Annotated in this window: 16 protein-coding genes and 1 pseudogene; 4 read left to right on the top strand and 13 right to left on the bottom strand. The window is 59.8% G+C overall.

Features of this window, described 5'->3' with window-relative positions; translation table 11 throughout:
- Positions 1 to 90: 90 nt before the first annotated feature.
- The 8 genes from FVF58_RS10245 to FVF58_RS10210 all read right to left on the bottom strand — a co-directional run bounded on the left by FVF58_RS10245 (position 91) and on the right by FVF58_RS10210 (position 14412).
- Positions 91 to 1824, bottom strand: a complete 1734-nt coding sequence (locus FVF58_RS10245; RefSeq protein ID WP_246217006.1) for a phage integrase family protein — start codon at positions 1822 to 1824, stop codon at positions 91 to 93.
- Between the two features lie 412 nt (positions 1825 to 2236).
- Positions 2237 to 3937 (bottom strand): TniQ family protein, encoded by a 1701-nt coding sequence (locus tag FVF58_RS10240; protein ID WP_149669782.1) that lies wholly within the window; start codon positions 3935 to 3937, stop codon positions 2237 to 2239.
- Between the two features lie 197 nt (positions 3938 to 4134).
- Positions 4135 to 5745, bottom strand: coding sequence for a TniQ family protein (locus FVF58_RS54700; protein ID WP_188130774.1), 1611 nt, complete (start codon positions 5743 to 5745; stop codon positions 4135 to 4137).
- 60 nt (positions 5746 to 5805) lie between these two features.
- Positions 5806 to 7215, bottom strand: a complete 1410-nt coding sequence (locus FVF58_RS10230; RefSeq protein WP_149669780.1) for an AAA family ATPase — start codon at positions 7213 to 7215, stop codon at positions 5806 to 5808.
- A complete protein-coding gene (locus tag FVF58_RS10225) occupies positions 7212 to 9323 on the bottom strand; it encodes a DDE-type integrase/transposase/recombinase (RefSeq protein ID WP_188130773.1) in 2112 nt (703 codons plus the stop codon). The genes FVF58_RS10230 and FVF58_RS10225 overlap by 4 nt, the downstream gene beginning before the upstream one ends.
- A gap of 49 nt (positions 9324 to 9372) precedes the next feature.
- Complete coding sequence (locus tag FVF58_RS10220; protein WP_149669778.1) at positions 9373 to 10200, bottom strand: PDDEXK family nuclease; 828 nt, start codon at positions 10198 to 10200, stop codon at positions 9373 to 9375.
- A 345-nt stretch (positions 10201 to 10545) separates the two neighbouring features.
- Positions 10546 to 12990, bottom strand: a complete 2445-nt coding sequence (locus tag FVF58_RS10215) for a two-partner secretion domain-containing protein (RefSeq protein WP_149669777.1) — start codon at positions 12988 to 12990, stop codon at positions 10546 to 10548.
- A 900-nt stretch (positions 12991 to 13890) separates the two neighbouring features.
- Positions 13891 to 14412, bottom strand: coding sequence for a zinc ribbon domain-containing protein (locus FVF58_RS10210; protein WP_149669776.1), 522 nt, complete (start codon positions 14410 to 14412; stop codon positions 13891 to 13893).
- 479 nt (positions 14413 to 14891) lie between these two features.
- Here FVF58_RS10210 and FVF58_RS10205 point away from each other — a divergent pair.
- Positions 14892 to 15145, top strand: a pseudogene (locus tag FVF58_RS10205) (IS630 family transposase); the annotation flags it as partial.
- On the opposite strand, the gene FVF58_RS54695 reads toward FVF58_RS10205, so the two are convergent.
- The 4 genes from FVF58_RS54695 to pdxR form a co-directional block, all read right to left on the bottom strand.
- Positions 15111 to 15308 (bottom strand): transposase, encoded by a 198-nt coding sequence (locus FVF58_RS54695; protein ID WP_425468946.1) that lies wholly within the window; start codon positions 15306 to 15308, stop codon positions 15111 to 15113. The pseudogene FVF58_RS10205 and the gene FVF58_RS54695 overlap by 35 nt on opposite strands.
- Before the next feature lie 183 nt (positions 15309 to 15491).
- Entirely contained in the window at positions 15492 to 15953 is a 462-nt protein-coding gene (locus FVF58_RS10195) for a hypothetical protein (protein ID WP_149669775.1), read from the bottom strand.
- Positions 15954 to 15970: 17 nt separating this feature from the next.
- Positions 15971 to 17644 (bottom strand): rhamnogalacturonidase, encoded by a 1674-nt coding sequence (locus tag FVF58_RS10190; RefSeq protein WP_246217005.1) that lies wholly within the window; start codon positions 17642 to 17644, stop codon positions 15971 to 15973.
- A gap of 638 nt (positions 17645 to 18282) precedes the next feature.
- Positions 18283 to 19812, bottom strand: coding sequence for a MocR-like pyridoxine biosynthesis transcription factor PdxR (pdxR, locus tag FVF58_RS10185; RefSeq protein WP_149669774.1), 1530 nt, complete (start codon positions 19810 to 19812; stop codon positions 18283 to 18285).
- 190 nt (positions 19813 to 20002) lie between these two features.
- On the opposite strand from pdxR, the gene FVF58_RS10180 reads away from it, so the two are divergent.
- The 3 genes from FVF58_RS10180 to FVF58_RS10170 all read left to right on the top strand — a co-directional run bounded on the left by FVF58_RS10180 (position 20003) and on the right by FVF58_RS10170 (position 22277).
- Complete coding sequence (locus FVF58_RS10180; protein WP_149669773.1) at positions 20003 to 20755, top strand: SDR family oxidoreductase; 753 nt, start codon at positions 20003 to 20005, stop codon at positions 20753 to 20755.
- A gap of 104 nt (positions 20756 to 20859) precedes the next feature.
- Positions 20860 to 21570 (top strand): SDR family NAD(P)-dependent oxidoreductase, encoded by a 711-nt coding sequence (locus FVF58_RS10175; RefSeq protein WP_149669772.1) that lies wholly within the window; start codon positions 20860 to 20862, stop codon positions 21568 to 21570.
- 398 nt (positions 21571 to 21968) lie between these two features.
- Positions 21969 to 22277, top strand: coding sequence for an EthD family reductase (locus FVF58_RS10170; protein WP_149669771.1), 309 nt, complete (start codon positions 21969 to 21971; stop codon positions 22275 to 22277).
- A gap of 100 nt (positions 22278 to 22377) precedes the next feature.
- Here the strand turns inward: FVF58_RS10170 and FVF58_RS10165 are convergent, their stop codons facing one another.
- Positions 22378 to 23691, bottom strand: a complete 1314-nt coding sequence (locus FVF58_RS10165; RefSeq protein WP_149669770.1) for an MFS transporter — start codon at positions 23689 to 23691, stop codon at positions 22378 to 22380.
- Positions 23692 to 23724: the final 33 nt, after the last annotated feature.

Here is a 23724-nt window from a genome sequence, read left to right as displayed (position 1 = left end):
GGTTAACCATCAGCCGCTTCCACTTCGCACGTCCGGTGGCCGCTTCGGGTCGAGATCGCAAAGCAAAAACGGTTGCGCTGCTGGCGAGTGCTATCCGCGGGCTACAGTTCGACCGAATGCGGTGCCAAACTGACGTGCCCGCCGCGCATCTTCGCCGTGGAGATACGTTGAGGTCGTCGCGATGGACGCATGTCGCAGGTTGTCACGTACCGCGATCAACTCAACACCTTGGTTCAGCGCATGTGAAGCGTGCGTATGGCGCAGCCAGTGGGGGCTCGCGTGCCGCAGCTTCGCGGCCAGGGCCGGATTGCGTGCCGCCACATGGTCCGCCGCCTCCTCAAAAAATTCCCCCACCACCTGCCGCAGCCGCGCCGCGCTGATACCGGTCTCACCCAGCTCGTCGTGTGTGCCATGCCGGCCAGCGTCGTGACGCGTATCGAGCGCACCCAGCAGCGGTGTGGACGGCGCCCACCTGGCTCGCGTGACCGGCAGGCCCCGTGACTTGAGGTAGTGCCGCAGGGCGTCGCGTGCGAGCGGCGGCAGCGCCACACGTCCCGGCTTCGTGCCCTTGCCAGTCACCGCAAGCCACCACGCGCCGCGCGGGTCCACCTGGATGTCGCCGAGCGTCGCGGCCACGAACTCGTGCGCGCGAAGGCCGGTCGCATAGCCGAAATCCAGCACGAAGCGCAGGCGCTGCGCCGCCGACGCCGTCCAGCCATGGCGTTCCACCCGTCCGGCGAGGGCGCGCATGGTCGTCCATTCGCGTCCGGTGAGTGATCGTCCCGCATCGAACGGCGTGCGCGGGGCGCCGCCGCGCACCGTCATGCCCGCAAACGGGTTCAGCACAACGTAGTGCTGGTCAACCAGCCATGCAAAGAGCGCCCGCAGCACGGCCAACGCATAAGCCACGGAGCGCGCCGTCAGCCTGCGGACGAACGGGCGCCAGGCGGGCGAGGAGCGAGCGCATGGCGGCCCGGTCCAGCGCGCGGCCGGCACGGGGTGCCGAAGGAACGCACGAAAGGCAATCGCATCCTCGGTGGTCAGCGACGAGAGCGGCTGCCGGCGCTCGACGATGGCCCACAGCAGCAGCCGCTCCGATTCTCGCCGGTAGGCGCGCGCGGTGTGCGGCGCCTCGCGCAGCGCCAGCCACGCCCCGATCGCCTCGACGTCGTTGGTCGCGGCGAGACCGCAAGTTTCGCGTGGCCCCCGGAAGCGCCCCTGCGATCCGTCCAGCGTTGCGGGCAGCAAGATGGGTAGCGACATGAGGGGCCAGGCTGAAAGCAGTTGTCCTTCAGCCCGGCTGCGGGCGACGACGTGGGCCGCACGCGCGGTGAGTTCCGGGTGGGCAGCGAGGAACGCTTCGACGGCGTGCGCGCCGGTGGTGCCGAGTCCCGGTACCGGGTACCACCAGCGCCGCCGCCGCCGCATGAACAGCATGAGTTCCGCGAGGGTGGAGAGGCCTGTGGCGGCAAGCGCGCGGGCGGTGCGCGGGGTGAGCCACCGGGCGAGTGCATCGGCCGGTTGCGGTATGGGAATGGGGGTGGTACGCAGTGCATCGAGCGCAGTTACGACCTGCGCGGCGCACGCCATGCGGCCGTCGGCCGACCCGGTAAATAAGTGTACCAGGTCGTCCCGCTGGCGCGCAGTGGCGCAGGCAATGAGCTGCCGGCGGATGCGCGCGATCACGCCCCGGGAGGACTGGCCGTCGGCGCGGGCATGGGCGAGGTAGCGTGTGACGGCCTCGCGCGCGGTGAGGCCTTCGTGCCAAGCGCGCAGCGCGGCCAGCGAAGCCAGGCTGGGGAGGCCGGGCAGGGCAGCGGGCATTCCACCGGAAGGTCCGTTCCCCGGCCCGTAGAGCGGGACAGGGGCGTTTTGCATGGAAAGAGTTTAGGTCGCGTAGAACGCATTTGCGATAAGGGTATTTATCGCAAACACCGCATCCGCTCATCGGGCGCGGGCATTGCGTTTCAATAGGATTCGGTTCTCGCGCGAGCTTCGGGGGGAGGGTGGTGCTGCAAGGAACATCCAGAGCAACTGCCAGCTTCTGACACACGCGGAGAGGTGGCAGTCGCTCCGACCGCGCTGTCGGCATCAACGGGCGGCCCGTTGCTTCATTCCCGTACTGAGCCGGCACGCGCAATATTGGAAAGCGGCTTTCTCGTGACGAACTCGGATACCAGCCCTGTGGTGATCGAGTCCGACGCAAGGTCCTTGAGCGAGCCCGCGATTCAGCCGGCTAGTTCCGTCGCTCAACCAGGTCACCGAGAAGGTGTCTGATCAGTTCAGAGGAGGATTTGTGGCGACTTAGACGCGCACACGTGGCAACCGCTGCGACGCTTATCGGAGCCTGCCGCGATTGGAGTTGGCGTACTGCCCACATAATGCGGCGCGACGGCAGTTCGCGTCTCGCCTGCCGTACCTCAGCCAGCAAATTCGGATCGGAATTCAATGTGTTGTTTGTAATGCAGAAACCAAGTTGCGCTCGCGCTCCCAGCTCAGCGGCAGTGACGGTGACGGGGTATCCCTCATCCAGAAGCATGGCGCGGAGGGCGCTTCGAAGGGCCTGCCTGTGCCTGACGTTCGCGGGCGGAAGGGTACGCCGGTTCGATTTCGTCGAACGGGTTGAATTGATAGGTTGTCTCCGAGTGCGCGACCGCTTAAGTTTTGCGCACTGGTCACGTAGCCATGACTGATCACGCACTCGTGCCCGCGCGAAGGCCGCCGTGCTCTTTACTTCCTTGAGCCTCCATTTGCCGGCCAAGTTTTGTTTTATCGACACGCGGTCGTCTTTGATGGACGGCGGTGCACGGAGCGCTGTCTTTTGTGGAAAATGACGCGTCAGCCAGTTCGGGTCAAGAAGCCGGATGACCCAGTAGTGAACGTCGGTCGTGTGCCACACGTATGCTCCAGGGCCTTTTCGAAGTCGTCGCAATATGAATTCCTGGGCCTGGCGCACAGTCGGTATCTGTAGCCCGTCCCGGCGATCCGCCGGTAGTACCGAAACTTCCGAAATTGAGTCTAGCGTTGGCAATCCAAGTTTGAGCGCAGCCAGCAAGGCACAGACATTGACCGCACGGACCCTAGTAATGTACCGGTATTCCGGGAACCACACCCACCTAACATCGGACACCTGTCGCTTTTCGGCTTCTCGGATTGTTGTTGTGTATCCCCCATACGCCTCCGCAACGATCTTATTTTGTTTGCTAACACTTGCCTTGGATAGAAGAAATTCGTGGAGCTGCCGTCGGTCGTACGAGGGGACGCCGCTTCTCAAGGCGTCAACACTAATTTCTACCAGCTTCAGACGGACTTCATCAAGGATGGGCGAGATGATGACTGTGGACAGGTCATAGCCGCAGATGCATGCTAACCGGGGCAAAAGAATACGACGCTCATGTTGTGGCGCGCATCTCCTTGTGCACCGTTCGCAATTCGAGAGAAGGCGAACCCGATGCTCAGGACATATCGTCACGTTGGGCAGTTGATGCACACGATGCCAGTAGGGCTCGCCGACAGCACGGATGTCCTGGGTGAGGCACACTGGACAAAACCGGATCCCCACTTGGGAACGGTAGTCCTTGATGAGATATCGGGGATTTCGTACCAACCGGTCATGTTGTCCATGGAGGAGGGGGACGTTTTCTGTACCCGACAAGATCCCTTGCTCGGGTTGTGCAGCGTCGAACGCGAGCCAATAGGGTACGGTCGTGAGGTTCAGAAGAACCTGCTGGTAGCTCGGGGCGCCTAATGCCTCGAGCAGTGCAGCCAACTCTGGTGAGTAGTCGGGAATATCGAAGAAGCAGCACTCTTCAACACCTGAGCCGAGTTCTTGTAGGAGAGCGAGCCAGGCACCTTTTCCGTTGTGTAATTCGTTTCGCGCCAGCCATGATCCGAGAATTTCGTCCGGGTAGGGCGGCAATGTGAAGGGAAGCTGCATCGATTTTGAACTGCTCTCATAGGTTCATGTCTGGTAAATGGCCTGGGAGAACAGACGCAACGCGACTTCGGTCATATCGTTTCCGGTTCTGCTTTAACCAGGTTCGCGAGCGCCTTCGCTACCGACAGCCGTGTACTAGATCAGTCATCACATATACGTTCCATTTGTTCATTGAACTGATTGCTGCTTCTCTCTACTCATCGAGCACCCTGGCGGCCATACTCCTGGCGGACGCTGGACTGCATCTTCCTTGCGCACCGGATTTCGAGTGCGAGGACGCGGTCCTTCGATAGGGTACTCCTTGCCATCGGCAGTGTGATGCCGGCCAGTGCCGCGAGCCCGGCAACCGTCACACGCACGTGGGGTCCGTCGTCGAGTGTCGTTTTCAATGCAACACGTAAGGCCCTGGCATGCCGGGCGACAGCCGTCGTATTTATCTTCGGTTTCTGGCGTACTGTCTGGTCGTGCGGACGCACAAGGGTATCTGGACGGAGGCTGAAATACTCACAACGCTGGCCTTCGAACCAGGTGCTGTCTCTTACGGCCGCCCTTCGCCCGGCCACGCTCTGGGCAATCAACCTCCAACGATATGTCCTTGTTCTACCGTCGGTTGTCCCGACAGTGGCAGATCGGGAAATCCAGTCGCGGTCGGACCGCACAGAGGGAACTAAGGTAAAGCGGCTTTGCGGAAACTGCTGGCGAAGCCAGTCGGCGTCGAGCAGGCGCAGCACCCAGTAGTTCAGGCTGTCTGCTGATGCGCGCTGACCTGGACAGTGTCGTGCACGCGCCATCATTGTCTCACGTGCATTTTCGACAGACGGAACGGTACGCGGTCTGCCGCAATCCTCGCGCTCGCGCCGGACCTCCTCCATGTTTGCGGCGGAACGTTGGGCGACCGAGAGACTGACGTCCATCGCTGCTAGTAGGGCGCAACAGTCCGGCGCGCGAAGTTGGGAGAAATGATGGGAAAGGGGGAGCCATAACCGATCGTCATAAGCTCGAACAGTCCGCGGCAAGCTGCGCGAGAGAGCAGCTTGCCCGTACGCGCGCTCAATAATGTGGGCAAGGTCACAGGAATGCATGCGCTTTCGGAGGAAATCGCGCATCTGTGAGCGGCTGCAAAGAGGGGGGCTCAAAAGGAGGGCGTCGCGGCTGACCACGGCCAACTTGTACCGGATGTCCGTCTCAGCGATCGAATGCCCCGTTTCGCTGAGATCCCAGCCGCATTCGCAGTGCATTTTCGGTAGAGGGAAGCGACCGGTTTCGCCAACTATGTAGACGCGGCCACAGCGAGGGCAGCAATTCAGAAGGCGGATCCGATGGTCCGGGCAGCAAGTCACGTTCGGCAATTGATGCGTCCGATGCCAGTAAGGCTCGCCAAACACCCGGACGTCGTCAACCAGACACCGGGCGCATAACCGGATGCCGACCCGCGCTCTGTATCGCCGCGCCATGGCCGACACATTCCGTACAATCCCTCGGCGTGTACCAAGCAGGACATTTAACGTGGTACCAGGTAGCGGACCATTTTCTGACGGCGCGGCGTCAAAAGCGAGCCAGTAGGGCAATGTCGTGAGATCTAGCAACGCGTGCTCCACGCCAGCCATGCCGACGCTGCGGAGGAGTGTATCCAAAGAGGGTGAGTGGTTTGGGATGTCGAACACATGTTCGTCCGAACGCGGTCCATAACCCGCATTGCGCAAGGCGACGCGCCACCATCCGTCGCCATTGTGAAGCCGGAGCCGTGACAGCCACGAGCCGAGAATCTCATCAGGACAGTGCGGAAGCCCGAAAGGTGGAGCAGACACGCTATCTCCGTTTTCAAATGACGGCACCCTTGTCGAAACCAAATAAAAAGGACTCCGTTCTTACTCGTATTTCAGCAAAGGATCTTCAATAGGAGACTTAAAGTCGGTGTCTTGACTTTGCGATTTCTTCGCTTTTTTCTTCGTCTGAGACTGCTGACTTTCTTTTGCCGTTTCAATGACTTCGTCGAATTCGTCCTTGACGGACGACTCCACCGCAGGCTCCGTCTTGATCCGGCGCATCAGGTCCCAATATTCCTTGCCGAAAAGCAGATCGTCGAATCGCTGAAGTGTGGATATTCTCCTGCTACGCAATGCGGCGATCGCGGGTTGCAGGATTGCCAGGTTGGTGGCCGTCGTACGCTGGAAACCCTGCTCATTGACCTCTTCGACAGTCCCGCCGATGGCATTCTGTTGAGTCAGCATGAAGGCCAGAACCGCAAAGGCAGTATCCCCAGCCGAGGCATCCCACCATGCGTCTCGTATGCTGTCGGTCAGTCTCTTCTTCCTTTTAACAAACGTATAGGTCCAATAGGTTTCGGTAAAGTCTTTCCAGAGATTGCTTCTTCTAGTCATGGGGGGAATGTACACACATCCGGATGACGCCGACTTTCGTGTATTCCTGACTATGTTAACCAGAACCTTGTCGATGGCGGGTGTCGACATCAGGAATAGGGATATTCCAAGGCGTTCGACAATTGCACTGAAGAGATTTAGCAAAAACTCGGCTGTCGTCCCTTTAGCGGCGCGAAGGTTCTGCACGTCATCGATGACGATTAGCCCGAGCGAGACGGCTGTGGCAACTGTGCCCATGAGTTCAACCATCAATGAGATCGAGGGAGCTGACCTGGCGGCCTTGCTGTACTCGGTATCGCCGAGGATACGATCTATCTCATCAAAGAACTGAATGCAAAGACCCTTCAGAGTCGCATCGTGTGGCACACTCAGCACAATGTAGACAATCTGTCGCGCCAGCAACGGATGATTGCCGTAAGCAGCGTGGTTGATGACCTGCGGATAATGGAGTGAAAAAGCATTCCAGAATGTGCTTTTTCCCATTCCAGTGATAGCCATCATGAAATGTCCCTGGGCGGACGACTTCCAGTCAGCCGGGAAAGGCACGCCGTCGGCGCAGTTACTGGCGAGTGCATGCCGTCGTTGGATGTCGATGGCGTTAAGGGGGTTCCGGGCCACGTACGATTCCCGGATAATCTTGCTCAGGTCAAGTGCACTTTCGGCATAGTCCGGAAATGGATAGACGACGTCCGACAAGGTCGAGAGTTCCATTGTTCGAACGATTTCGGATGCTTGTCGAAGGCTTCCGGTGGGCGGATCGGGATAGTTGGATAACTGTAAAAGAAGAGACTGCTTTGTGTCCGGCAACGGAGGAAGCGCCTCGATGAAAGGGTGGCCGTCGAAACGACGCACGCCGGTAGGCATATATCGTGCGTCCACACGAGTAACCGTTTTCATTTCGCCTTCCTTTGCTTTCGGATGGCGGCCACCGTTTTCCGCTGTTCCTCGCGATAGGCCGACTGCCAGTCTACTCCGGCGGAGCAGTGGCTGTCGGTTCGTTCGTCGGGTAGTCGGCCGGAATTGTTTTTAGTTAAACGCTGCTTGATATCTGCTGTTTCGCGCTCCCGCATGCCGCTTGCTTGGCTCTGTATCTGCGAAGCAGATTTGCGTTTGGCGGTCGAGCGACTTGATGCAGCTGATACGTTCTGGACCCGCTCTCTGCGAGCGGTGGTGTCTGCTTCTGCCCACAGATACGAGCTGGTACCCGACAGTGCTTCTTCCTCATCCAGGGACATACCGCGTAGCTCCTCCGCCGACTCTGGCGTCATTTCGAACTTCGCCCACTCGGGCCCGGTCGTAGGAATATAGATAAAATGTGGGAATGTCCGGTCGTACCGGACGCTTGTTTCCTTCGAACGTTTTGTCGATCTTGCTGCTATGACCAGAGCTTCGGAATTGACAGGGATATAAGAGCGCCTTAAAAATTGGCAACCGCCGTTCTTAATGTATCCCGTACCCGATGCAAGCAGCAGTCGCTGGTAGTCAGCGTCTGTTAGCGGTGGAGAGTGGACCCCACCAAGATTTTGAAGTCCCCAAAGGTACGCCTGCATCGGGGTTGGCGGCACGGTTGCCTGCGCCAATACCTTGCGTCGTCTCAGTGCAGGATGTGGCCGACTATTGTGTTGCACCACCTCATCTACAAGAATCCGGTAGACTTCTGCAAGTGTATAGGCGGCGGCGCTTCGGGCCCGGCGCGCGACTCTTTTTGTTTTCGGGTCAAGTGGTCGGTCTTTATACGATCCCTTAAGTCTCCGACTGGCAAATCGTCTTTTGAGGACACCAATTACGCGTTCAACGATGGCTTTGCCATCAGGGCATAAGGGTGGCAGATATGCTAGTTCAATGCGCAGGTCATCGGCTGCTGCCTGCTTGGTTGATTCGGCAAGAAAGTCCGAACCCCGATCGAATGTCATCACTGCGCTCACTCGTCCATAGGGCCAAACCTTGTCCGTGACGTTGACGTTCATCGCGCGAAAACGCGCTTCTCTCGGAGTCATGCAGACGAGTAGCAGATAGCGCAACTCATCGTAGGAAGCGGGTTTCAATGAGACGTAGAGTCCCGTTATAAACCGGCTCCACCGATCAATGGCAATGTATATGATGCATTTGCAGGCAGGTCCCTCTGGCTTACCTTGCTCCACGAGAAATATCCTGCCGCCAGTTGCGTCTACTTCTGTTATGTCTCCTGGGCTAGCCGCCTGCAAGGTCCCGCTGCTATCGCGCCGGGCTGCCGCGCGTTTCGATTGCGTTTCGTCGTCAGGCGCTCTTGCCTCTTTCGTGTAGTGGCGGAACTGTCTTAAGGTAACGGGTTCTGAGCGTTGTTCATTGATATAGGCGGCGTATTCTTCCGGGTGGCGGCGCCGAAATTCATCTGCTAGATATCTGTCGTATGCATAGGAAACCGTGCTGGATCCATGCAGACAAAGTTTTGAGTGCACGCAACACATGTCTTCAATATCAGACGCGGAAACGACAAAATCGTTGGCGCCGTATTTTCTGGAACTGACTGACTGCCGACCGCGTCGGTGTTGAGGCGTTTCCTTGTTTTTTTGGCGTTGGTTAGGCCTGGTTCCAGGCGCGAGCGGAAGAAGTGCGTTTTTTGTTCCTCCGAAGTAATAGTACCGTAGCACCAAGCGTTTGAGCGTAGTTGCGCTGCCTTGTATGAGTTCAGCGTGCTGCGCAATCAGGCTGCTAAACCGTAGCCGACTCAGGTTGTAGGGGTCTCTGAACTCGACGATCAAAGGCTTGATTTGATCCCAGAGATGCTCGAGTGTTCTCCAGCCAAGCGAGTCTTTGTCCGGGACGTTAAGTAGGTCAGGCGGAAGGCGAAGCTGACCCCAGGTTGCTTTGCGATTCTTCATTAAGAGATCAAGTTCGCTAAGCGTGAGTCTCCGGGGCCGCCGTGCGGTTCGCGCTTCATTGGGCTCGCCTACCCACATTGCGTAAGCACAGTCGTCGAACAGATGTGTCAGGCGCAGAAAGCGAGACACGTTGTTCTCGGTCACGCGCAAAACCATTCCGGGGCGTGGCTTCGAGGTCGGTCTCGGTTCGAAATCAGGTATCACTGTCGCCCGCTTGCAAGATCACTGGGCAGTTTTTCGCGATATGGCCTGTCAAAGAGATAGGAATGAGACGGCACCACGCGCAATACCGGAACACGTCCAGTGCGGTATCTGGCCGAAGGCGCATATTTTTTCGGGCCATCTCGACCAACTCGTTGAGAACGAGGTTGCTCCGATAATGGCTCATGAAAAATTGGGCAAACCTGTCGGCGATCACGGAATCGGGTACAAACCTGTGGCGGTACCAACCCCGTATGAAGAGTAGTGAATCGTACACGGTTCTGTCGAGCCGGGAAGTGTCAACCAAAGTCCAGCCGATTCCGTGATCATTGCACCACTGCTGGGCCACTTGCTTCAGTCGTTGATTCTTTACGCTCAGTCGATGAGTGTCTTCCGCCAAGGCTGCAGCTCGATATTCCGGCCCTTCCGGGCCCATCTCTGTGATGAGGAAATCGACAGTGATCGGCTCGGGAAGAAAGTCGCGTATCGGATGGTTGACACCGAACTTACAGGACAGTCGCAGGGTGCTATCAATATCGAGGATCGGCCAGCGTTCTCTGATGTCAACTATCGTCGACACCCGTTCTAGAAGGAAAAAGTAAGTCTTGGCTCGTTGGTCGAGAATCTCGTAGCGCCGGTCTATGCGTATGCCGTGCCCGCAACCAGCGGTGCCTCGGGTGCCCGCATTTTGGATATCACGCCAAGGTCTGTAAGCAGTGCGCGACCCCACGCCCAACCCGCGCCCGATCCGGGAGCGCAGATACGGCGGGTAGAGGTTCGGGTCGCGAGCCCACTCCATAATGGTTTGAGCATAGTCCATCCTTGAAAAAAATCCAGAGATTTGGCAGAAAATCCCGCAACTTTAGGAAACTAACGGCAGACTTCAATTGCCTAAAGTTATGGGATTTTTCCGCGTGCAAGCCCTAACTGTCTCAGGGTCGGTCGCAAACTTTTTCACCCTGCCAGCGGACGGCACCCGACCCGATTCAGCCAGTCGCCCGGTTGCGACCTGCGCGGCTCGTCTCCGAGCACAGCGGACAGTCGTGAGGCGAAATCGTTGGCGTGTTCGCGGCCTTTGCGGACGCGTGCCTTGACGCAAGTTCGTGGGCAAGATCATCCCGCGTCGAAAGCTCGCTAACAGCCCTACTGACTGACTCCGCGTGTGTCATTGCGCCAGTTGCCAGCGCAGCACCGGATGCGTCGCGCCGACAGGCATCGCCCACACCCCTGTCGGGCTGAAGTCATACCCCACGAACGATGTCGGCGTGCTCATCTGAGCGGTGGTCAGTCCGTTCGCCGTGGGAATCGGCGTACCGTATACGACGCCGATTGTGGCGCCCGTGGTGTTGGTGTTCCAGTACACGTCGTTCGTAATCGTGCCTGAATTGGACCGCGCGATGCCGATCGGTCCATACAACGGCTGGTTCACCGGACCGGTTGCGAATGACTGGGTGATTGTTCCCGAGTTATCGACGACGAGGGCGGCCCCGCCACATTGCGAACCGGAGCGGCAGCCCGGAAACGATGTAGAGCCGGTTGCATAAGACTGGCTGATCGTGCCACTGTTAGAGCCGACGAGGCCGCCACCGCCCCTCGCGACATAACCCGACGATGCGACAGCTCCCGTGGCGAACGACTGGCTGACCAGGCCGCTATTCGCGCCCGCCAGTCCACCGAGCACCCCGCCCGAGCTTACGTCGGCGCTGCTCGAAGAACGCAGGATCGAGCCGGCGTTGACGCCCACGAGCCCACCGGCTATCGAAAAGTCGACCGGAAGGCTCGCGCTGGGATTCCTGGTCGCCACCGTGCCGGCCGTGTTCACGCGCACGACAGTACCGTTGTTCAGGCCGGCGAGTATGCCCATATCGAAGCTCGGGAACCCTACAAGCCCGCTCACGTTAGCCGAGTTCGCCGTGCCCGAAATGTCGAGGTTGCGTACGACGCCCTGGGTACCGATCGCGCCGAACATGCCCACTAGTGGCTGTGGCTGATCGTCGGAGTAAACCAGATACCCGCCCAGCGTGAGCGAGGTGATCGCCTTGCCTTGTCCGTCGAACTGCCCAGTGAACGGTGTGTCGACGTTGCCAATTGGAGCGAAGGGGCTGCTGCTCGTCGCGCTCGCATCGATGTTCCTGCCGAGCGCGTAGTTACCGCTGAGATCCTTGGCGACGTTCGTCAGATCGGTCACGGAGTTCACAAGCTTGTACGCGGTGATCTGCTTAACCAGGCCGCTGAATGCGGGGGGCACCCATGCCGCGTTGCTCAGCTGGGTACCGGCAACGTAGCTGCCGTTCATGTCGTAGAAAGCGCTCAGCGTACCGGTGCTCTTCGACCAGTCGAGCGTGCCGTGGTTGGTGACGCTGCCGCCGTTGTTGATGCCGGTTGCGTCGGCGCGCAAGCTGAGATTGCCAGCGCCCTGGTTCGCGATCTTCGCGCCGCTCCCGATCGACACGTCGCGGTACGCGGCGAGCGTCAGCGAAGCGGGACCGCTCCAGCTCAGGTTCGATGCGACGCCGATGTCTCCCGTCGCGCCTGTCGCGTGTGTCGTGGTCACAGCGACGGAAGTGCCCGAATTCAGGCTGCCGCCCAGTGCGCGTGCAGCGGATTGGTCGATCGTGAAGGCGGGCGTCGAGAGATTCCATTCGCCCGCATGCACGGCTGCCGTGGCGCCGAACGCCGTTTGCGCCGCGTCGGTATCGACCGTTCCGCCTCTGCCGTCCGCGTTGGTGGCCATGATCACGCCCGACTGCTCGACCCGACCTCTGTCGGCGACGAGCCACACATGGCCGTCGCGATTCGCCGTGCCCGTCGCCCGGATGCGCGTGCCACCGCCGGCGAGCGCAAATACGTTGCCATCGGCGGCCTGCAGGCTGATCTGCGCGGCTGCGATGCGTCCGCCGTTGACGACCGTACCCTGGCTGCCGGTCTGCACGAGCACCTGTTTGCTGCTGGCCGAGTCCTGCAGCAGCACCTGTTCGCCGGCGGCCAGTTCGGCCGTGCCGTTCGGCGCTGTGATAGTGCCAGCGTTGATCACGGCGCGTCGCGAGATCAGGAATATGTCGCCGCCGGTCGAACCGATCTTGCCGAGGTTGATCACGCTTGCGTCCGAATTGCCCGACAGAATAAGCGCGCCGCCGTTCATGAACGCGCTGTCGCGTGCGTCCAGTGTGGATGCAACGAAGCGTCCGCCCGTCGTCACCGTACCGGATGGCCCCACGACGACGCCCTGCGGATTGATCACATACAGGCTGCCCGTTGCGCTGAGCCTGCCGAGGATGGCGGAGGGTGAACCACCCGTCACCCGGTTCAGCGTCGCGCCAGTGCCGTTATCGAACGTCACGCTGTTGTTCCCGCCGATCGAGAAGCTGTTCCAGTCAATCACACCGCGTGTCGAACCAGGTTGTGTGATCACCAGTCCATTGCTCGTGCCCACTATCGTACCGGTGCCGGCGACGTAACGGCCGCCCTTTGGCAGGATGCCCCCCGCGCACGCCAGTTGCGTCAAGTAGAGTTCAGCGAGCGAAATGCCGATCGCGAGCCAGATGCGTCCGGCTGAATGCTGACGATGCGGTATGCGTCGCGGGGGCCGAGATAGTCCTGGACGTGTCATACACTCCCCTTTCCGCGTGGGCGCGGACGAGTTGCCAACAACCCGCAGCGCCGCCCGGAACTTTCCTATTGAACACGTGTAAAGATCCCGCATGGGCGCGGCTTTGACGACGTCGATTACTTGAGGCGGCACATCCTCAGCGCGAGACTCAAGCCAGTCAGGGTTCCTATCCCAAGTCCTCAAGGCATAACCGGCTGCTCTCATAACTTCAGCGGATGACACCTTAGCCATTTTTGCTCCCCGTCAAACAGAGATATCCGCGGTGGAGAAAATCTTCGCACTGCGCGGCGGTCCTCCAAGACTAGGCGACATCTTCTAAGCTGGCCGGTTATTCTCGCATTCGAAATGTGAGCTTCCGAACTGACAACCCTACAAGGTTTCAAAACTTGATTCGGATATTTGTGCTCAAGTTTTTTTAACCTGGAAGCTTTCTAAACAATTAGGTCGCTGGCTAAAGTCAACTGGCCCATTGCTCATCTCGCCTTGTGATGGTCCGTTATCTAGTTGAAAGCAGTCGCCGAGGTGTCACGTCGGCGGTTAAAACGAACGACGGATTGTGGCCGGAAGTACGCATTCACCCAGCCTGCCGGAAAGCTGCCGTTGATGACTCCAACGTCCGCTCTGGAGGGCGTTCACCGAACTGGTGATCTCGGCCACTTTCGGCCATTGACCTGCGCTTTCGCATGGACACTCGAACGTCAACTCCGGACCAGAAAACGGACCTTCGCGCTCCGTCTTCACCCGTCGGGTCGTCGGGGAACACGGACTGCGGCGTCGCCGACTCAAGTCGATAACTAATCTGGATCTCCATCAGCTTTTCGTTCGCAACAGTGAACGATGACAAACGGATACAAACGATCGAGCGGGATGATTCAATGCTCTGGTTGGATCAGGGCGTCGTCAGGGCGGCAATCTGCCTGCGGTCGCACTGACGGCGAGAACTGTCTTGCCATCACTGGCAAGGTCGCATTGGTAAATGATCGGCGTATAGGCGCCGACGTCGTTCTGGAACTCGGCCTTGTCGCCAATGTATGTGATGAGGCCGCCCGGCTCATCGGTCCAGCGAAAGCGACTGAACTTCATCTCGTAGGTGCCGCCCGTCCATTTCACGGTGTGCGTCGCAAGTCGCTCGATCGGATCCTTGCAATAGATGCCGGCCACAACGATCCCTTTATCGCCGAGACATTGCAGATCGTCCTTGCTACACAACTGGGCTTGATTCGCTGCGTCGATGCCGTTCTTAGCACTATTGTCCGAAACGCAACCCCAGGTGATCAACGTACCGACTATAAGCACCCCCAAGCTGCCCAACATCTTTCCCGCGTCGGTCTGCCGCTTTACCACAGGCGCGCCACACTTGACGCACGACGTCGCCTTGTCGCGAACCTCGTTCCCGCATTGCTTGCATTTGAGCAACGCCATGAATTCCTCCGATTTCCAGGTCTCGTCGACACAGCCTTTCTAGATTAGAGCAACGCGCCTGGCCGCAAGAAGAATTATTGTTCCAGTAGGCAATGCATGGCCCCGGGCGCTCGTCCTGCGTGGTCACACCCCCAAGGGAACGGGCGTGCGTCGAACAACCCTCATGCGTACCTGTCGGCCAGAACGTTGACATGGATGACCGTTGGTATCCAGTAAGCTGCCCTTGAGGAACGGAGGTCCGAACGACGGTAGTGGGTCGGGCGGCAGTCGGCCATTTGCTGCCGTCCGTGCTTCCCGCATCGAGGCCATTCCGATGGCCGCTGTGCTGCGAATCCTGCCGAATACCCTTTGGGCGCGCTCAATCCTTACGGGGATTCAGGCGACGGTTCCAACGTCACGCACCGGATTCTTACTCATAAGTCAGGAATTTTGCGGACAGATAGTCTATCCCTGAGCGATAGCTATTGAGAGCATCGCCCATGAAACCAGATGACCCGTGCCTGGCTCACAACACGCTCGAAGAGATGCGTATCCTTGCAGTTCAGCGTATGGCTGAAGGCGAGCATCCAAATGAAGTGTTGCCGCGTCGTTTGAGATGAATCGCTCGTGGGCGTACAAGACTAGGGCGCAGGCGCGAGGCCGTGGTTATGGTGTGCGAGCGCTGCGATCGACCAAGGGCACAGGTCGCGCACGTACGCTTACTGCGACGCAGGAGCAGCGGGTAATGCGCTGGGCTCGGGCAGCACCATCTCCCGCAGTTCTCGCCGCCAGCTATAAAGGCGGTTTGCGTGAACCCCGTACCGCTGGCCCACCGCCGCCGCAGGGCGTTGGCTCTCCACCACAATGCTGGCCTTCTCGTCGCCGCTCCAACGACGGTGACGCTCCGGCCCACTCAGGATCTCGATCCGCAGGCACTTTGGTTCAATAATTTGCGAATTATTTGGCGAACTCCGGTTTGCCCATCGATCATCCTCCCACCAAACTCGCCGGAGGATGATCGCTCGAATTTATCGATCGGGACCTTAGCCAATCCGTACAAGGGGCATAAAACACGTTTGTCCGGAGATGGCATTGATCGGTTATCGGCTATCTTGGCCTGGAGCATCTTGCGCTCTCATCTGCCGAACATCGGCGAGACCCGCATTCGACCGTTCATGCAGGTGTTCATAGGCCATATCGGGATACCGATCGAGCATTCCGCGATAGATCGCTTCGGCTTCGTCCAGACAACGTTTGGCCTTTGCCGTGTCGCCAAGATCGAACGCGGCAACATAGTGCTTCATCCTGAGATCGGTTGCGCTTGGGTCAAAGGGCGCCGCAGCAGCCGCAACCTCGCCGCTCAAATCGCTGAGGGCGTCGGTGGCGGCCAAGAACGATGGCCCCCGGCAGCCGGGCTCGTTCTTATACGCGTCGATCGCCAACTCGGCCTTCACATATGGGCTTTGGGGTCCGGCGGAACCCGTCGGCCCGGCGGTGGTGATGTGGCTGCAGGCGGCCAGAACGGCCGCCAGGGAGACAGCCGCCATAGGTTTCATCGACATTCTGATCTCCTTCCTCGTCAAATTTCGCGGTGCGCGATGTCTGACAGCGCCATGTCGGGCACGCTGCGGCTTCCCGTGACGCGGAAACCACTCACCTTGTTCAGCATGAATGCCGGGCCACCGCGGCCCTTCGACAAGGTCAGGCGGGAAAAATCAGAGTCGTTCACGTCCTCCAGCCAAAGTGCCGGCCGCGCATCGGCCGCGACATTGGCAATTTCCACATTGCTGAATTCAGCGTTGGTTACGTGGCGCATGAAGAAGCCGTACGCCGGTAGCGGGCCAAAGCGGAAGGGCTCGGGATAATCCGCTTCCCGTTCAGGCGGAGTCCATTGATTGAGTTCGGTCGTCCCACCGCCCTTTTGCTGGACAAAGAAGTCGCTGATCTTGATGTCCTCGATCGAGGCCCCGGGAATGCCGCTGATGATCGACGGCATGGTATTGGCAGGGCCGCTGCAGGTCACGTTGCTGACCAGAACGCGCCGGAAGGTGCTGCGTGGCAGGCCCTTCGGACCGCGCATTCGCCCCCCCAGACGAAAGAACAGCGGCGAATTGCGCACATCGCGCATGGTGATGCCGGTAATGGTGATGTCCTCCAGAACCGCGCCGTCCACGGTCTCCAACGCGAGCCCGCGACAGCTTTCCAAGATGCAGTTCGAAATCGTGATGTTCTTAAACCCGCCATTCGACTCGGTTCCGCATTTGATGCGGCCGGTACGGTTCCAGGGATTCATGTCAAATTCCGGCCCGAAGCGCTTGAAGCTGCCGTCTAGAACAGACCCCATCTCATAGCCGCCGGTAACGTAGCAATTGCTGATCGTCACGTTTTCCGTGGCCCGTGGATAGCCTAGGGCATAGGTACTCTTCGGACAGATCCCATCGTCCCAGGGCGAATTGACGGTGCAGTTCGACACGCGGACATTCCGACAGCAATCGATGTCGATGCCGTCGCGGTTGGTATCGATGATCAAATTCTCGACGGTGAAGTTGTCGACACCGGTCGCCAAGATGCCGAAATGTCCGCCCGCCAGTAGCGAGAAATCGCGCAGGATGACATTGCGGCAGTTTTTCAAGGCGATCGCCTTATTGCCGACACCCGGCCGTTCGGCAATCGGCAGATCCGGATCGTCCGCGTGCCCGCGACTGAGCCCTTTGCCCCAAATGAGGCCCGGCCCGAGAATGGCAATGTCGTGCAGTCCTTCGCCCCAGATCAGGCTGTTGTGCCAATGGTTGTGACCAAAATCCTGATAGGCTTCCCAAGGCGCGTTGGATTCCGCCGCGTCATAGCCGCCGCTCGTCGTTCCCTCCCGCGGGGTGCTGGCTGCCAGGATCGTCGATCCTTCGTCGAGGTAAAGGGCCACCGAGCTTTTCAGGTGAATCGAGTAGCAAGCATACGTGCCTGCCGGAAAGCGAACCGTCCCTCCACCAGCGGCCGCAGCCGCTTCGATGGCCCGGTTCACGGCCGGGGTATCGATGGCCTTGCCATCGCCCAGCGCCCCATAAGCGCGCACATCAAAGACACTGCCTGGAGCTGCATTGATGAGCGGTGCAGTCGGCCGCGCCCCTGCAACCGAGGGCAGTAGGGAAGTAGCCGCAAGCGCCCCTCCCAAGCCGATGAAACCACGACGCGACATACGCAAGGAATCGCCCGCTGCGGGCGCCGCTTTATCAAGATTACTCTGATGCTTCGACACTAAGTTTTCCCTAACGAAATGGTTTCGATGCGCTAGCGCCTGCCCGCAAACACCACATTGTTGTAAGACAACAGGGAAGTGTAAATACAAGAGACAGGAACAGTCACTCGGGGGGGATACCCTTATCAAAGGGAAGTTAGATGCAGGACAGCATTCGTTTTGTTTAATGTTGTCTTACCACAATTTTCGTAGAAGGAAATGGGGGCACCCTTATTCGGCGGCAGCAACATGTTGCAATGTGCGCAATACGCGATGGTTTGTCGCTAATGCAACGTCGACGTTAGACTGGACCGCGATATGCAATACCGTCTAAACCGCCATGAAAGCTGCGTCGGGTCGTGGCTTATGTTTTCTGTGTGCCCCATCGGCTCGGTTGGACGAACACCTATTGGGGTTATTTGTCGAATGCGGGCGCCGTGCGGGGGCACAAATTACTCGTGTCTGGCGTTCAAGACCGCGCACTCTGAGGAACGACGCAGAACGGTCCGGAACACCCAAGGAGGAAAAGCCGTGAGTTGATCGGGTTTTGTCAGGTTGACCAGGCGACCTGACAAAACCGTTGCGAAAACATCCTTGCCACATCGTGCCAAGGCGTGCCGCGCTGCGCTCATTCGAGATCCGGGCACATGCCCCGCGCGTCAGCCGTCCAGGCACGCGCGCAACGTTCGCGCGAGACGGCCTGCCTCACCCGCATCGGCGATGTTCGCGAAGCCCATCACGAGGCCGCGCAGCGTGCGCCGCGCGCGGCCATTCGCGTACCAGATCGACAGCGGCAGCACGGCGAGCCCCGCCTCGCGGGCGCGCGCGGCGACGGCGACATCGTCGACCGGGCCATCGGGACCTTCGGCGAACTGCACCGCGAACTGAATTCCACCTGGCGGCAAATCGACAATCAGCCGTTCGCCAAACGCCTGTTCCAGCGCGTGCACGATCAGTACGCGCCGCTCGCCGTACAACGCACGCATCCGCTTCAGATGCCGCGCAAAATGTCCCTGCCCGATGAAATCCGCCATGGCCGCCTGCAATAGCGTCGGCGATCCGGCGTTCATGCTGTGCGCCACCCGCCCGACGCGCTCGACGGCCCGCTCCGGCACCACCACATACGCGAGCCGCAAACCGGGAAACATCACCTTGCTGAACGTGCCGCAATAGATCACCCGATCGCGCCGGTCGAGGCTCTTTAGAGCCGGTAATGGCCGGCCCAGATAACGGAACTCGCTGTCGTAGTCGTCCTCGATGATCCAGCGAGACGCTTTCTCTGCGTCGTCCAGCAGCGCCATGCGTCTTGCGAGCGACAGCGTGTGCCCGAGCGGGCTCTGATGCGACGGCGTGACCACTGCGAAGCGCGCCTGCGCATCCAGCAGTGTGCCGCGCTCCACGTCGATTCCTTCGCCATCCACCGGCACCGGCACGAGTTGAACGCCGGTCTCGGCCAGAAAACCGCGCGCGAGCAGATAGCCAGGATCCTCGAACCACACGCGATCGTTTGGGCGGGCGAGACTGCGCAACATGAGTTCGAGCGTCGCGCGGTAGCCGCCGGTAACGAACACCTGTTCCGGCAGGCAGGTCACACCGCGCGACAGCCCGAGATAAGTGGCGATATGTTCGCGCAGCGGCTGGTAGCCGGCCGGATCCGGGTACGCGAGCATCGCGCGTTCGCCGCTGCGCGCGCGACGCGACACGAGCCGGTTCCATAGCTTGCCCGGAAACGCGTCGAGCGCGGGCAGGCCTGGTTGCAACGGCCGCGGCTCGCCGCTCATGGCGACGGCGATGGCATGCTGGCGCGGCGCCGCTGGACCACTGGTCGATTCGCCCGGCGTCTGCGGCGCGCCCGTTCCTTCAGTACTCTGCCTGCCGGGTGCCTCCTGAACGCCTTGCGCATGCGACAAGCGCATCACCGATGCCGGCAGCGACGACGATACGAACGTGCCCGCCGCGCCGCGCATCTGCAGGTAGCCCTCGTCGACGAGGATCGTGTAGGCGAGTTCGACCGTGCCGCGCGCCGTGTTCAGCTGCGTGGCGAGGCCGCGCAGCGCGGGCACGCGATCGCCGGGACGCAGATGCCCCGCAGCGATTGCGGTCCTGAAACGCTCGCAGATCTGCAGATAGATCGGCAACTGATGCTGCCGGTCGATTTCGATACTCAATGCGGGAGTCGCTACGGTCATGACGGTCTCGCGGGCAAGGGGAGCGGCAACCGACATGGACTAGTCGGATTGACAATTCTTGGCACTTTTCGATAGAGCATGATTCTTTCACAATGGTTTCACGCGATGCGACGGCGGCGAACACTTTCATGCGATACGACACCCGCCCGATGCCCCGCGCGTTCATTTACTCTCATCTGGAGAATCTGCCATGAAGATCGTCGTAATCGGTGGGTCCGGTCTGATCGGATCGCGTGTGGTCACGCTGCTCAGCGAGGCGGGTCATGAGGCGCTTGCTGCGTCGCCGCGTACTGGTGTGAACGCTGTGACGGGCGAGGGCCTGAGTAATGCGCTGAAGGGCGCCGATGTCGTAATGGATGTGACGAACGCGCCGTCATGGGAGCCGCAGGCGGTACTCGACTTCTTCCGCACCTCGGCGCGCAACCTCGGCAAGGCCGAAGTGGCCGCGGGGGTGCGCCATCACGTCGCGCTATCCATCGTCGGCTGCGACCGCTCGCCGGAGAATGCGTATTTCACTGCCAAGGTCGCGCAGGAAGAGGTGATCGAAGCAGCCGGCGTGCCCTACACGATCGTGCGCGCGACGCAGTTCATGGAGTTCATCGGCGGTATTGCGGATTTCAGCACGGTCGACGGCACGGTGCGCATCGGCGAAGGACTGTTTCAACCGATCGCCGCGGACGACGTCGCGGCGAGCCTCGCGCAGATCGCGCTCGCCGCGCCGCTGAACGGCACGGTCGAGATCGCCGGCCCGGACCGCGCGCCCTTCGCGGACATCATTACGCGCTATCTGAAATCGGCAGGTGACGCGCGCCCGGTGGTGACGGACCGCGATGCGCTGTACTACGGCGGCCGTGTCGAGGAACAATCGCTCGTGCCGCTCGGCGACGCGCGGATCGGTCGCGTCAGTCTCGACCAGTGGCTGGCGCAGGCCAAGAAGGGTTGATTGCGGGTTTAAGCGAAACCTGAGTCAACGTGTCCGCATTTGTCTTTGTCGGAGCCGTTGGCCCGATCGGCGTCGAAACCGAATAAAAACTTTCTGGGTAAAGCATGAGCACGTCACACAAGGTTGTCATCGTTACCGGCGCATCGCAAGGCATCGGTGCCGAAGTCGTCAAGGCGTTTCGCAAGCTCGACTATCGCATTGTTGCGACTTCGCGTTCGATCAAGCCGTCGGAAGATCCAAACATCCTGACGGTAGCGGGCGACATCGGTGATCGCACAACCGCTCAGCGTGTTATTTCCGAAGGCGTCGCGCGATTTGGCCGGATCGATACGCTGGTGAACAACGCCGGCATTTACATCGGCAAACCATTCACCGAACACACCGCGGAAGACTACGCCGCGGTGATGAATGTGAATATGGCGGGTTTCTATCACATGACACAACTCGCCATCGCCGAAATGGAAAAGCATTCGAGCGGCCACGTGGTTAGCGTAACCTCCAGCACCGCCGACAATGCGATCAGTGGCGGATATTCAGTACTGGCAGCCCTGACGAAGGGTGGTCTGAACGCCGCCACCAAGTCGCTGGCGATCGAGTACGCGAGGAAAGGGATTCGCGTGAATGCCGTCGCGCCGGGGATCATCAAGACGCCGATGCACGCGCCGGAAACTCATGAAGTGCTGGGCACCTTCCATCCGCTCGGACGCATGGGCGAGATGAGCGACATCGCCGACGCGATTGTGTTCCTCGATGCCGCACCGTTCATCACGGGAGAAATCCTGCACGTCGACGGCGGCCAGAGCGCCGGTCGCTAAAACCCTCGGGCACCGCCAGCCGGTGCCCTTTCGTATTTCTACAGCGACTACCTCTTTCGAGAATTCATGGCTTCACGTTTCTGCATGCATCAATCTTCTTCGTGTGAAATCCATGTCAGGCGAGCACTAGCAACTCGTTCCTTCTTCAGTCTACGCCGTGAATAGGTCTGGGCACCGTCATAGGGTACGGTCCGGCGAAATGTGCGAAAACTCGTGAAACGTTTCGATGAGAATTCAAAGCCAGCGTAGAATTCAACGTGAAATTTCAACAAGCTAAGACGGTCGTCTACGTGAATCCGTACCAGTCCGGCATGATCCCCGGCCGTCGGCAGATTGGAGCGCGAGACGCTCATTTCAGTCGTGCACCGATCGCTCCGGGTGATCAAGGAGACCTGACCATGGCAAAGCTCGTCGCCCTATACAAGACGCCGTCAAACCCGGACGCATTCGACGCGCACTACTTTTCGAATCATGTGCCTCTTGCCAAGACGATCTCCGGCCTTCAACGCTATGAAGTGAGTGCCGGGCCGGTAGCGATCGCGCAAGGCGAATCCCCGTATTACCTCGCAGCGATCCTGAGCTTTGATTCGATGGATTCCCTGCAACAGGCACTCAATTCACCCGAAGGCCGAGCGACAGCGAGCGATCTAGCCAATTTCGCACAGGCCGGTGTCGAGCTTCTCGTATTTGACACCAAAGACGTTTAAACACGGGTCAGCGTCTCCCGAGCCGGCTGGGGACAATCCGTGCACGAGCGCCGGTAAATTTGCTTACCGCAGCCTAACCTCCTCACCGCGTTGCTACGCCTCAGAAGTGAACGGCTTCCACGACAGCCGGTTGCGAAGAGCGCCGCGCGCCGATGAAAAGCAGCGCCGCCAGCACGACGACACCGCTCAGCAGCATCAGCCCCGTCACGCTCGAGCCGAAGCTCGCGTCCGCCCATGCCTTCACGTTCGGCGAGACGAAATTGCCGATGTTGCCAATCGTGTTCACCATCGCGACGCCGGATACGACCGCCATGCCACCAAGATAGTTGGTGAGCAGCGACCAGAAGATCGGCTGGACCGCCCAGAGTCCCGCCACCGCGAAACACAGCGTGATCATCGAAATCAGCGGCGATGAGCCTGCCGAGACAAACATCGCAAGCGCGGCGATCAGGAGACTCACGCAGCCGAAGAGCACCAGCCGCTCGCCGCGTGCCGCCAGTCTCGGCACGGCGAACGTCGCAATGAGCGCGCAGGTCCACGGAATCGCGACGACGAAGCCCACCAGCGCGTTCGGCCCCGTGCCGAGCAGCTTGCCGACGAAGGTCGGAAGATAGAACACCACCACCGACACACCCATCTGGATCAGGAAGAAGATCAGGCCGAAGTACAGCACCGTGCGATCCATGAGTGCGGAGCCCACGCCATGCGGTCCTTGCGCCAGCTTCAAGGACTGCTCCCCCTGAAGGACGGCAACCAACTCGCGTTTCTCCTCGGCATCGAGCCACCTGGCATCGGCCGGGTTGTTGTCGAGATAGAAGTACGCCCACACTCCGACGGCCGTTGCGGCAAGTCCTTCGAGCATGAACATCCACTGATAGCCGTGCAATCCGAGCACGCCATCGAAGCGCAGCAGGTAGCCGGACAGCGGCGAGCCGAACATGAACGCGAGCGGCGCGCCGAAGTAGAAGAGGCCCACGACCTTCGCCCGGGCGCGGTCGGGAAACCAGTAGGTCAGGTACAGGATCACGCCGGGAAAGAAGCCCGCTTCGCACGCACCCAGAATGAAGCGCAGCACGTAGAAGCTCGCCGAACCCCGGACGAACATGGTCGCGGCCGACACGAGGCCCCACGTCACCATGATGCGGCACATCCAGGCACGGGCGCCCACTTTATGCATCGCGAGGTTGCTCGGGATTTCAAGCAGTACATAAGCAATGAAAAAGATGCTGGCGCCGAACGCAAAGGCCGCGTCCGAAATGCCGACTACATCGTGCAGTCCTTGCTTCGCGAAGCCGACATTGGCACGGTCGAGAAACGCGAGCACATACATTAGAAGCAAAAAAGGAATCAGGCGTTTTGTCGACTTGCCGACCGCACGGTTGACCGCTGTCTCGTCGGTGATGTTGATATCCATGTTCGTCTCCTCCAATGGGTTGATTCGCTTTTG

The sequence above is a fragment of the Paraburkholderia panacisoli genome (genome assembly GCF_008369935.1).
GTDB lineage: Bacteria > Pseudomonadota > Gammaproteobacteria > Burkholderiales > Burkholderiaceae > Paraburkholderia > Paraburkholderia panacisoli.
Note: the sequence above shows the minus strand (reverse complement) of the source record. Positions and strands in the feature narration are given on the sequence as shown.

Excerpts from the sequence above, each read along its gene's own strand:
- FVF58_RS10170 (WP_149669771.1), top strand. The coding sequence starts at position 21,969 with ATGGCAAAGCTCGTCGCCCTATACAAGACGCCGTCAAACCCGGACGCA.
- FVF58_RS10175 (WP_149669772.1), top strand. The coding sequence starts at position 20,860 with ATGAGCACGTCACACAAGGTTGTCATCGTTACCGGCGCATCGCAAGGC.
- FVF58_RS10240 (WP_149669782.1), bottom strand. The coding sequence starts at position 3,937 with ATGCAGCTTCCCTTCACATTGCCGCCCTACCCGGACGAAATTCTCGGA.
- FVF58_RS10195 (WP_149669775.1), bottom strand. The coding sequence starts at position 15,953 with ATGTCGATGAAACCTATGGCGGCTGTCTCCCTGGCGGCCGTTCTGGCC.
- FVF58_RS10230 (WP_149669780.1), bottom strand. The coding sequence starts at position 7,215 with ATGAAAACGGTTACTCGTGTGGACGCACGATATATGCCTACCGGCGTG.
- FVF58_RS10165 (WP_149669770.1), bottom strand. The coding sequence starts at position 23,691 with ATGGATATCAACATCACCGACGAGACAGCGGTCAACCGTGCGGTCGGC.
- pdxR (WP_149669774.1), bottom strand. The coding sequence starts at position 19,812 with ATGACCGTAGCGACTCCCGCATTGAGTATCGAAATCGACCGGCAGCAT.
- FVF58_RS10220 (WP_149669778.1), bottom strand. The coding sequence starts at position 10,200 with ATGGACTATGCTCAAACCATTATGGAGTGGGCTCGCGACCCGAACCTC.
- FVF58_RS10210 (WP_149669776.1), bottom strand. The coding sequence starts at position 14,412 with ATGGCGTTGCTCAAATGCAAGCAATGCGGGAACGAGGTTCGCGACAAG.
- FVF58_RS10180 (WP_149669773.1), top strand. The coding sequence starts at position 20,003 with ATGAAGATCGTCGTAATCGGTGGGTCCGGTCTGATCGGATCGCGTGTG.
- FVF58_RS10215 (WP_149669777.1), bottom strand. The coding sequence starts at position 12,990 with ATGACACGTCCAGGACTATCTCGGCCCCCGCGACGCATACCGCATCGT.
- FVF58_RS10245 (WP_246217006.1), bottom strand. The coding sequence starts at position 1,824 with ATGCCCGCTGCCCTGCCCGGCCTCCCCAGCCTGGCTTCGCTGGCCGCG.